General features: G+C 71.6%; 10 protein-coding genes and 1 riboswitch. Of the genes, 8 read left to right on the forward strand and 2 right to left on the reverse strand.

What is annotated here, in order from left to right; all coding sequences use genetic code 11:
• Positions 1-61: 61 nt before the first annotated feature.
• Positions 62-197: riboswitch (FMN riboswitch) on the reverse strand.
• A gap of 171 nt (positions 198-368) precedes the next feature.
• Together BLW84_RS31925 and BLW84_RS31930 are read left to right on the forward strand one after the other, a co-directional pair.
• A complete protein-coding gene (locus BLW84_RS31925; protein ID WP_093273014.1) occupies positions 369-1,550 on the forward strand; it encodes an MFS transporter in 1,182 nt (393 codons plus the stop codon).
• 102 nt (positions 1,551-1,652) lie between these two features.
• On the forward strand, positions 1,653-1,886 hold the full coding sequence (locus BLW84_RS31930; protein ID WP_093273017.1) for a DUF3263 domain-containing protein: 234 nt from the start codon (positions 1,653-1,655) through the stop codon (positions 1,884-1,886).
• Between the two features lie 258 nt (positions 1,887-2,144).
• Here the strand turns inward: BLW84_RS31930 and BLW84_RS31935 are convergent, their stop codons facing one another.
• Both BLW84_RS31935 and BLW84_RS31940 read right to left on the reverse strand, forming a co-directional pair.
• Positions 2,145-3,029, reverse strand: coding sequence for a peptidoglycan recognition protein family protein (locus tag BLW84_RS31935; protein ID WP_093273021.1), 885 nt, complete (start codon positions 3,027-3,029; stop codon positions 2,145-2,147).
• Between the two features lie 136 nt (positions 3,030-3,165).
• The gene (locus tag BLW84_RS31940) at positions 3,166-3,909 is read right to left on the reverse strand and encodes a mechanosensitive ion channel family protein (RefSeq protein ID WP_093273024.1); all 744 of its coding nucleotides are present in this window, start codon (positions 3,907-3,909) and stop codon (positions 3,166-3,168) included.
• Positions 3,910-4,191: 282 nt separating this feature from the next.
• Here BLW84_RS31940 and BLW84_RS31945 point away from each other — a divergent pair, with 282 nt between their 5' ends.
• The 6 genes from BLW84_RS31945 (at position 4,192) to BLW84_RS31970 (ending at position 10,650) form a co-directional block, all read left to right on the forward strand.
• Entirely contained in the window at positions 4,192-5,406 is a 1,215-nt protein-coding gene (locus tag BLW84_RS31945; protein WP_177226797.1) for a PucR family transcriptional regulator, read from the forward strand.
• 195 nt (positions 5,407-5,601) lie between these two features.
• Positions 5,602-6,522 (forward strand): ACP S-malonyltransferase, encoded by a 921-nt coding sequence (locus BLW84_RS31950; protein WP_093273026.1) that lies wholly within the window; start codon positions 5,602-5,604, stop codon positions 6,520-6,522.
• On the forward strand, positions 6,519-7,499 hold the full coding sequence (locus BLW84_RS31955) for a beta-ketoacyl-ACP synthase III (protein WP_093273029.1): 981 nt from the start codon (positions 6,519-6,521) through the stop codon (positions 7,497-7,499). Before BLW84_RS31950 ends, BLW84_RS31955 begins: the two co-directional genes overlap by 4 nt.
• A 76-nt stretch (positions 7,500-7,575) precedes the next feature.
• Entirely contained in the window at positions 7,576-7,815 is a 240-nt protein-coding gene (locus tag BLW84_RS31960) for an acyl carrier protein (RefSeq protein ID WP_093273031.1), read from the forward strand.
• Positions 7,812-9,056 carry a beta-ketoacyl-[acyl-carrier-protein] synthase family protein gene (locus tag BLW84_RS31965; RefSeq protein WP_093273034.1) on the forward strand — a complete coding sequence of 415 codons (1,245 nt, stop codon included), beginning with the start codon at positions 7,812-7,814 and terminating at the stop codon, positions 9,054-9,056. The genes BLW84_RS31960 and BLW84_RS31965 overlap by 4 nt, the downstream gene beginning before the upstream one ends.
• Before the next feature lie 145 nt (positions 9,057-9,201).
• Entirely contained in the window at positions 9,202-10,650 is a 1,449-nt protein-coding gene (locus BLW84_RS31970; protein WP_093271563.1) for an acyl-CoA carboxylase subunit beta, read from the forward strand.
• Position 10,651 lies beyond the last annotated feature (1 nt).

The following is a 10,651-nucleotide window of genomic DNA, read 5'->3' on the forward strand; positions in this document are numbered from 1 at the left end:
CACGCGGGAAGCCGACGTCAACGACCGCCGGCCCGACACGCCGACGGCCGATCGCGGCCGCCCGTGCGCTGCCTCTCATCCGGACTTTCACCGTCGGTACCGGAATTCCACCGGATCGGCCGACACCTCCGCGTGGAGGCGCCGGTTCGCGGACTTTCACCGCCGGTTCGGATTTTCACCGACCCCGGAGCGCACGACTTCATTCGTTCTGCTCAACATCGTGCGCCCGGAGATCTGTTCCGCACCCGATACGTGGGTTGGATCACAGGATTGATCTGCCCGGAAAACCGGTTGCGCCCGGGTCCGCGCACCGATGATCGTTGCCTGGTGACAGCACTTCCCGGACACCTGGAAGCAGCCCCGCCGGCATGAGTCGGCCGCTCGTCCTGCTGCTGGCGCTGACCTGCGGCGTGGCCGTGGGCAACATCTACTTCCCACAGGCGATCAGCCCGCTGATCGCCGCCGGCCTGCAGGTGCCGCCGGAATCGGCCGCGCTGGCGGTGACCGCGGCACAGGTGGGCTACGCGGCCGGGATCTTCCTGCTGGTGCCGCTCGGCGACCGGCTCCCGCACCGCCCGTTGATCGTCGCCCTGCTCGGGCTCACGGGGGTCGGCCTGCTCGTCGCGAGCACCGCGGCCGCGCTGCCGGTCCTGGTCGGCACGTGCGTCCTCGTGGGCGTGACGACCGTGATCGCGCCCATCATCGCTCCCATGGCGGCCGGGCTGGTGGCCGACGACCGGCGCGGGTCGGTCACCGGCGTGCTGCTGAGCGGCTCGATCGGCGGCATGCTGCTGGCCCGCGCGTTCGGCGGAACCATCGGGGAATGGCTGGGCTGGCGGGCGCCCTACGCGGTGGCCGGAGCGCTCGCACTGCTCGCCGCGACCGCCTTGGCCTTCTCGCTGCCGACGACGGTCCCGGCATCCCGGCAGCGGTATCCGGCGCTGCTGGCCGAGTCGCTGCGGCTGTTGCGCACCGAGCCCGAGCTGCGCCGCTCCTGCTTCTACCAGGCGACGATCTTCGCCGGGTTCACCGCCGTCTGGACCGGCGTCGCGCTGCTGCTGACGGGCCCGGTGTACGGCCTGGGCACGTCGGCGGTCGGGGCGCTCGCCCTGGTCGGCGCGGCGACCATGATCTGCACGCCGCTCGCCGGTCGGCAGGCGGACCGCCACGGGCCCGACCCGGTCAACCTCGTCTGCATCCTCGGCGTGATCGTGGCGGCCGCCGTCCTCGCGGTCGGCAGCCTCGGCGGGGCGCTCGGCCTGGCGGCCCTGGTGGTCGGCACGCTGCTGCTCGACGTCGCGATGCAGTCGGGCATGGTCGCCAACCAGGTGCGGATCTTCGCGCTGCGCCCAGAAGTGCGCGGCAGGCTCAACGCGGCCTACATGACGTGCGCGTTCCTCGGCGGCAGCCTCGGTTCCTGGCTCGGGGTGCGCACCTACTCCCGATTCGGGTGGCCGGGTGTCTCGGTGCTCTTGGCGCTGCTGGCGGGGCTTGCGCTCGCCCGCCACCTGTTCCACCTGCGACGCGCCGTCGCCGCTCGTTTGCCCTGAGTGACAACGGAATTCTCGCGCGACGGACCGGGACGGCCGATCGAACACGCGTGCCCCAGCCGGTAGACTCGATCGGCAGCGACTCGAAGGGGGCACGGCGGGATGAACGACATCGATCGCGACATCCTCGACTTCGAGTCGGAGCACTGGCACTACCAGGGCAACAAGGAACGGGTCATCCAGGAGCGCTTCGGCTTCTCGCCGAACCGCTACTACCAGCGGCTGAACCGCCTGCTGGACGAGCCCGAGGCGCTCCAGCAGCAGCCGGCCCTCGTCAAACGCCTCCAGAGCCGCCGCGATCAGCGAGCCCAGCGCCGCGTCGTGCGCGACGCCTGACCGAACGATCTCCCGGCCCACCACCTCGGCCCACGCGCCGGGGCTTCCGGTTTCGCCTGAAATCAGGGACTTCTCGCGCTCACCAAAGCACAACGCTTCCCCACCCGCCGTCGTCCGCGCGGACACGGGAGCGCCGGCAGGCCGCCGCGTCCACTGACTGACCGCCCCCGACGAGCACCGACGGCACCAGATCCACCACCCATAGTGGACGGACACCGCGGCGCACGTCGGGTTCGAGCGGTTCCACCCCGCCGATCGCTACGCCTGCGGGCGCTGGGCGTACTGCTCCGGGGTGAGTTGGCGGTCCTGCTGGATCCGCACCAGTTCCGCCAGCAGCGGCGCGGCCTGATCCGGCGGGAGCGCCTGGAACGCCGCCTTGATCGCTTCCGCGCCGGGCCCCTGCGCCGGGGCCACCGGGGCCTGCTGCTTCGCCACCACCTCGTTGACCAGGTCGACGAGCATCGCGACGATCGTGCGCGGACCGATCTCGGTCTGCCAGCCCTGGATCTCGCCCTTCGGCCCGCGGGGGCCGAGCAGCTCGTGCTCCAGGCGTCGCAGAATCGCGTCCTGCTCCGGGGTCATGGCGTCCTCCTGATCCCTCTTGCCGAGGTCGGCGCGGAACTGGTCCATGTCGACGTGACCTGGGTCGATCTTGCCGGTGACGCTGGTCTCCTTGTGGCCGCGCGCGGCGTCCATCGGGCGCCCGAGGTGGTTGAGCACCGCGGTGGTCGCCTTGAGCGCCGCCCGGTACTGCTCCGGGCTGGGGCCTTGGTCCACGCCCTGGTAGTCCCACTCGAACCCGACGTAGAGGGTGTTGCCATCGCCCTCGGGATTCGGCCCGGAGGCCTTCGCCTTGCCGGCGTGGTTGGCCCGCCCGGCGGCGATCATGTGCACCACCCCGTCGAAGCCGATCACCGCGTGGCACAGCGGCCCCGCCAGGTCGGGGCGCCCGTCGATGCACAGCTGCACGCTCGGCGCGGGGTTCTCGTAGGACGCAGGTGTCGCGGTGTGGTGTTCCAGCACGCCGACCGGTGCGGGCTGCGCCCCCGAGGTGGCGGTCCGGTCCCGCCAGCCGTCCGTCTCGACCACCGTCAGCCCGGCCGCGCGCAACACGTCCGCGAGCCAGACGAGAGGCAGAGCCACTACTGATCACCTCCCGGCTTGATCCGTTCTCCCATGGTGTCGCGACCGCGCACGGGCGACCACGCCCAAGTGCGTGAAAAAGGCCGGGACTCACCCACCGGGTGAGTCCCGGCCTTCGGCTAGGCGCGGCGTGCGGTCACGCGTGGCCGCTCACGCCCGCGTCGCCGGTCCCCGGCTTCTTGCCGTTCCCCGCCGGGCCACCGGTGGAGCCGCCGGTGGTGCCGGAGAACTGGGCCTCGGCGCTGTCCAGCCACTTGCCCCAGCGCTGCTGCATCGGCTTGATCAGGCCGCCGCCGACGCCGACGATGATCACGCCGGCCAGCGCGGACAGCGCGGCGATCAGCACCGGAGTGGTCACGGTGAGGGCGATGCCGAGCTGGTTCAGCGCGGCGATCACGCCGAGGGCGACGATGAACCCGAAGCTGATCTTGGCCAGCACCGGCCCGATCGGGCGGTTGCCCAGCGCGCCGCGGATCAGGTCGCCGACGGCGCGGCCGATCGCCGCGGCCACCAGCACCAGCACGATCGCCACCACGATCCGCGGCAGGAACAGCACCACGGTGTCGATCAGGTCCTTGATCGCATTGGGCCCGAAAACGCCCAGCGCCAGCTGCACGAAAATGAGCAGGATGAAGTAGTAGACCAGTTTCACCAGCAGGCCGGCGATGTCGATGTTCGATTTCGACGTCATTTCGCCGAGTCCGGACTTCGCCAGCAGCCGGTTGAAACCGAGCCGGGCGAAAACGATCTGGATCGCCTTGCCGATCGCCTTCGCGATCAGCCAGCCGACCAGCACGACGATGAGGAATACGACCAGCTTCGGGACGAAGGTCGCAATTGCGACCCACGCCTCTGCGAGTCCCTGCTGGAGAGCTCCCACTTGAATTCACCTCGATAGAACAAAACCCGATTCGCGTGTGCCGGAGATCGTTTCCTGCGACGGCTTTACCGGCAACCGCGACAGGCCCCTCGAAAGGGCGATTCATTTCCTCCGATCGGGTCGATGCCAACGAAGGCGGCCGACCCGACCGTGGGATCAGCCGTCCGCGCCGGTGGTACCGCGACGCTGCTCCCCGATCCGAACCCCCGGCGCGTTGTGAGCCGGCCCGCACCGCCGGCCGCTGGTCGTCGGAGCTGATCGGCGACGTGCGATTCTGGAGGCATGAGTACCGAACGCGCAGGTGAGCGGGATACCGGTACGCAGCGTCAGCTCTCCGCCGCCACGCTCCGCCGCCTCGAACGGGGCACCGGCGGGCTCGCCAGCGCCAGCGTCAGCGCCATGGAGCAGCGCCTGCCGTGGTTCCGGCGGTTGCCCGCCGACCAGCGGGCGAGCGTGCTCCTGGTGACCCAGACCGGCGCCACCAACTTCGTGGCGTGGCTGCAGGACCCGACCGAGGCGATCCGGCTGACCGCCGAGGCCTTCCGCGCCGCGCCCCGGGACCTGTCCCGGTGGGTCAGCCTGCGGCAGACCCTGGAACTGGTCCGGGTCGCGATCGACGTGCTCGAACAGCAGCTGCCGGAGCTGGCCGCCGAGGAGCACGAGCGCATCCTGCTGACCGAGGCGATCCTGCGCTACACCCGCGAGATCTCCTTCGCGGCCGCCACCTCGTACGCTGCGGCGGCGGAGTCCCGCGGCGCGTGGGACGCGCGGCTGGAAGCACTGGTGGTCGATGGGATCGTGCGTGGCGACGCCGAGGAGTCGCTGCTCTCCCGCGCCGCCGCGCTCGGCTGGGAGCCCTCGTCGGAGGCGACCGTGCTGGTCGGCAACGCCCCGTCCGACGACCCGCCGACCATCGTCTACCAGGTGCGCAGCCGCGCGGCGCGAGTCGGTTGCCCGGTGCTGCTCGGCGTGCAGGGCACCCGGCTGGTGGTGGTCTTCGGCGGCCCTGGCGACGCGCGCACCAACGAGGAGGCGGCCAAGCGACTGGCCGAGGCGTTCGACGACGGGCCGGTCGTGGCGGGGCCGACCGTGCCCAGCCTGGCCGAGGCGCACCGGTCGGCCGGCGATGCGATGTCCGCGCTGCGGGCCGTGGTGGCCTGGCCGACGGCGCCGCGCCCCGTGCCCTCCGGCGACCTGCTGCCGGAGCGGGCGCTGGCCGGCGATCCGGAGGCCGAGCGGCAGCTGGTCGAGCGGATCGTGCTGCCGCTGGTGGACGCCGGCGGCGCGCTGATGGAGACCGTCGACACCTACCTGGAGGTCGGCGGCGTGCTGGAGAACTGCGCGCGGCAGCTGTACGTGCACCCGAACACGGTCCGGTACCGGCTGCGTCGAGTGGCGGAACTCACCGGCCACACGCCGTCCAACGCCCGCGACGCCCACGTCCTGCGGGTCGGCCTCGCGGTGGGACGGCTGGCCAAGTCCCGCGGCCTGTGGTGACGTGGCGATCACGCGGCGCAGCAGGGCTTTACCGGTGTTCACCGATGGGTCACCAACCGGACACGGCCGACAACGATTCGACCCCTGGCCGGGTTCCCCCACCGCCGCGCTTGTAGACACTCCACAACATTGCGGTCCGGACTTCGTCTCTATCGACATCACGTGGATCGCACCGGGACGTGTTCAGTAACAAGGGTGATCGCGCTTCTAGCCCCCGGACAGGGGTCGCAGACCCCAGGGATGTTGAACCCGTGGCTCGAACTGGACGGCGTCGCCGAACGCATCGCCACCTGGTCCGAGTCGACCGGCCTGGACTTGCTCCGCCTCGGCACCACCGCCGAAGCGGACGAGATCAAGGACACCGCGGTCACCCAACCTCTGGTGGTGGCGCTGTCGCTGATCGCCGCCGACGAGCTGCGTCGCCGGGTGACGATCCCGGCGGGCACGCCGGTCGCCGGGCACTCCGTCGGTGAGCTGGCCGCCGCCGCCATCGCCGGCGCCCTGACCTTCGACGACGCGGTCGCGCTCGCCGCCGTGCGTGGCCGGGAGATGGCCGCCGCGTGCGCGCTGGAGCCGACCAGCATGTCCGCCGTGCTCGGCGGCGATGCGGACGACGTGGTCGCCCACCTCGAGCGGCTCGGCCTGGACCCGGCCAACCGCAACGGCGCGGGCCAGATCGTCGCCGCCGGGCGGGTGCCCGCCCTCGAAGAGCTCGCGGCCGAACCGCCGGCCGGCGCCCGGGTGCGGCCGCTGCCGGTGGCCGGCGCGTTCCACACCCGCTTCATGGCGCCCGCGCGGGAAAGCCTGGCCCAGTACGCGGAGAAGGTGACCGCCACGGACGCCGCGCTGCCGCTGCTGTCCAACGCCGACGGCGAGGTCGTCACCGACGCCGCCGAGATCGTGGGCCGCCTCGTCTCGCAGGTGACCAGCCCGGTGCGCTGGGACAGCTGCATGGCGGCGCTGGGCGACCGCGGTGTCGAGGCCGTGGTGGAGTTCCCGCCCGCCGGAACCCTCAGCGGCCTGGTGCGCCGCGAACTCAAGGGCGTCAAGACCGTCGCCCTGAAGACCCCTGCCGACCTGGACAAGGTCGCCGATCTGCTCGGGAGCGACGCGTGACGCGACCCCGCCTCACCCAGAACCCCATTCCGGCCGCCACCCGGCTGCTCGGCTTCGGCAGCACGCAGGGCAACCGGATCGTCACCAACGACGACCTGGCCAAGATCGTCGACACCAACGACGAGTGGATCCGGCAGCGCGTCGGCATCATCCACCGCCGCCTCGGCGACGAGGACCAGACCGTGGTCAACATGGCCGTCGAGGCCGGCGCCAAGGCGATCGCGAACGCGGGCCTGGCACCGTCCGATGTGGACCAGGTAATCGTCGCCACGTGCACCATGCAGGGCGGCATCCCCAACGCCGCGGCCCAGGTCGCCGACCAGATCGGCATCAAGGCCAAGAGCGCCTACGACCTCAACGCCGCCTGCGCCGGGTTCGTCTACGCGCTGTCCGTCGCCTCGGACGCGGTGCGCTCCGGATCGGCCCGCAACGTGCTGGTGATCGGCTCGGAGCGGTTCCAGGAGTGGCTGGACTGGGAAGACCGCGGGAACTGCATCATCTTCGCCGACGGCGCCGGTGCCACGGTGGTCGGACCGGCCGAGGAGCCGGAGCTCGGCCCGGGCGTGCTGGGCAGCGCCGGTGACCTGGCGGACACCATCTACCTGCGCGACGGCAAGTACATCTACCAGGAGGGCCAGTCGGTCTTCCGGTGGGCGACCACGCAGATCGCGCCGGTGGCGGCCCAGGCCGTCGAGGCGGCCGGACTCCAGTTGTCCGATGTGGACGTCCTGGTGCCGCACCAGGCGAACCTGCGGATCGTCGAGGCGATCGCCAAGAAGCTGAAGTCGCAGGGTGCCCGTGACGACCTCGTGGTCGCGCGTGACATCGTCTACTCCGGCAACACGTCGTCGGCATCCATCCCGCTGGCCATCGACCACATGCGGGCGGCTGGGGAGATCCCCAGCGGTGCCGTGATGCTGCTCGTGGGCTTCGGAGCCGGGCTGTCGTACGCGGCCCAGGTCGCCATCTGCCCCTGAGCCCACCCCCCAAAAAAAGCTGCCGCAGGCCCACCGGCTCGCGGTGCGGAACGCAAGAACCAGGAAGGAACTACCAGTGTCGAACGAGGAAATCACCACCGGTCTCGCCGCCATCGTCGAGGAGGTCGCCGGTGTCGACGCCGCCGACGTGACCGTCGACAAGTCCTTCGTCGACGACCTGGACATCGACTCGCTGTCCATGGTGGAGATCGCCGTGCAGGCGGAGGACAAGTTCGGGGTCAAGATCCCGGACGACGAGCTGGCCAACCTCAAGACCGTCGGTGATGCGGTGGACTACATCACGAAGAACGCATGACCACGGATGTCGTGATCACCGGGCTGGGCGCGACGACACCGCTGGGCGGTGACGTCGCGTCCACCTGGGACGGATTCGTCAACGGCGCCAGCGGCGTCCGCCGGCTCGAAGCCGAGTGGGTGGACCGGCTCGAACTCCCGGCGAAGATCGGCGCCCCGCTGCTGGTCGACCCGAGCGAGGTGCTGCCCCGCGTCCAGCTGCGGCGCATGGACCGCTGCGAGGCGATCGCCGTGATCGCCGCCCGCGAGGCCTGGGCCGACGCCGGGTTCGAGCTGCCCACCGACGACCACGAGCCGGTCGACCCGGACCGGCTGGGCGTGTCGCTGGGCACCGGCATCGGCGGACCGGTCACGCTGCTCCAGCAGAACGAACTGCTGCAGCAGCAGGGGCTGCGCAAGGTTTCGCCGCTGACCGTGCCGATGCTGATGCCCAACGGCCCGGCCGCGATGGTCAGCCTGGACGTGCGGGCCCGCGCCGGGGTGCACTCCCCCGCGTCGGCCTGCGCCTCGGGCGCCGAGGGCCTGGCCAAGGGCTTCGAGATGATCCAGCACGGGCATGCCGACGTGGTGGTGGCCGGTGGTGCGGAGGCCTGCATCCACCCGATCACCATCGCCGGTTTCGCCCAGGCCCGGACCCTGAGCACCCGCAACGACGCCCCGGAGCGGGCCTCCCGCCCGTTCGACGTCGATCGCGACGGGTTCGTGATGGGCGAGGGCGCCGGCGTGGTCGTCCTGGAGAGCGCGGAGCACGCCAAGGCGCGCGGCGCGCGGATCTACGGGCGGCTGGCGGGCGTGGGCATCACGTCCGACGCCTACCACATCACCGGCAGCCCGCCGGACGGCCGCGGCCAGGTCGCCGCGATGCGCAAGGCCCTGCAGACCGCGGGCCTGCAGCCGTCGGACATCGGGCACGTCAACGCGCACGCGACGTCCACCGTGGTCGGTGACATCGGCGAGGCGAACTCGGTGCGCAAGGCGATCGGAGACGGTGCGGTGGTCACCGCGCCGAAGGGATCGCTGGGTCACCTGGTCGGCGGGGCCGGCGCGGTCGAGAGCATCCTGACGATCCTCTCGCTGCAGCGCGGCATCATCCCGGCGACCCGGAACCTGGAAACGATCGACCCGAAGATCGAGATCGACGTGGTCGCCGACAAGCCGCGGCACGTCGAGCAGACGGCAGCGATCAACAACGCCTTCGGCTTCGGCGGGCACAACGTCGCGCTCGCCTTCGCCAGGGCATGACCGCCCGCGCATAGGACGGGCTGGGCTTCCGCTCAGCCCGTCCTTTAGCGCTCTGCGGTAGGACAGCCGCACGCGGTCGGCCGCCATCAGCGGCGCCGACCCCGCTCCCGGCTGCCCACCCAACACCGAACTTCCGGAGGATCCGATGACCGCAGTGGCCACCCGGCCGGAAACCGAGCAGGCGCAACGGGATCCGCGCGATCCCGACGTGCGGCTGGAGCAGCTGCTCGACCCGGAGTCGATCGAACCACTGCACCCCCGCGACAACAGCGGGATGTACGCGGTGCGCGGCCGCATCGACGGCACGAAGGTGATCGTCTACTGCAGCGACGCCACCAAGATGGGCGGTGCGCTCGGCTCCGAGGGCTGCGGGCACATCGTGGACGCCATCGACATGGCGGTGCGCGAGCGCTGCCCGGTGGTCGGCGTGTGGCACTCCGGCGGCGCCCGCATCCCGGAAGGCGTGGAATCCCTGGACGGCATGGGCCAGATGTTCGCGGCGATGATCCGCGCGTCCGGCCGCGTCCCGCAGATCTCCGTCGTCGTCGGCCCGGCGGCCGGCGGCGCCGCCTACGGCCCGGCGCTGACCGACGTGGTCATCATGTCCCCCGCCGGGCGCGTGTTCGTCACCGGCCCGGACGTGGTCCGCAGCGTCACCGGCGAGCAGATCGACCAGGAGGGGCTCGGCGGGATCTCCGCGCACGGCGCCAAGTCCGGCGTGGTGCACGTGACCGCCGCGGACGAGGCCGACGCGTTCGTGCGAGCGCGCCGGCTGACCGGGCTGTTCGCCAAGCCGGGCCTGTTCGACCTGCACTCCGTGCAGGACGACGAGGACCTGCGCGCGTTGCTGCCGGACCGCCCGCAGCGTGCCTACGACGTCAAGCCGGTGATCCGCGGCATCCTGGACAAAAAGGACGACGGGGCCGGCAATATTTCTGCGGACTTCGAGGAACTGCAGGCCAAGTGGGCCCCGAACGTCGTGGTCGGCCTGGGCCGCCTCGGCGGCCGCAGCATCGGCGTGATCGCTAACAACCCGCTGCGCAAGGGCGGCTGCCTGGACTCGCTGTCGGCGGAGAAGGCCGCCCGGTTCGTGCGGATGTGCGACTCCTTCGGCGTGCCGTTGCTGGTGCTCGTCGACGTGCCGGGCTACCTGCCCGGCGTCGGCCAGGAGTGGGGCGGCGTGGTGCGCCGCGGCGCGAAGCTGCTGCACGCCTTCGGCGAGGCCGTGGTGCCGCGGGTGACGCTGGTGACCCGCAAGTCCTACGGCGGCGCGTACATCGCGATGAACTCCCGCGCGCTGGGCGCGACCACCGTGTTCGCCTGGCCGGAGGCCGAGGTCGCGGTGATGGGCGCCAAGGCCGCGGTCGGCGTCCTGCACCGCAAGGCGCTCGCCGCCGCGCCCGAGGAGGAGCGCGAGGCCCTGCAGGACAAGCTCATCGAGGAGCACGAGCGCGTGGCCGGCGGCGTCGGCCGGGCGATGTCGATCGGCGTGGTCGACGAGGTCATCGACCCCAAGACCACCCGCCGCCGCATCGCCGAGGCGCTCGCCGCAGCCCCGGCCGGCCGCGGCGCGCACGGCAACATCCCACTGTGAC

Origin of the sequence: Saccharopolyspora shandongensis (assembly GCF_900106995.1) — a bacterium.
Taxonomy (GTDB): Bacteria; Actinomycetota; Actinomycetes; order Mycobacteriales; family Pseudonocardiaceae; genus Saccharopolyspora; species Saccharopolyspora shandongensis.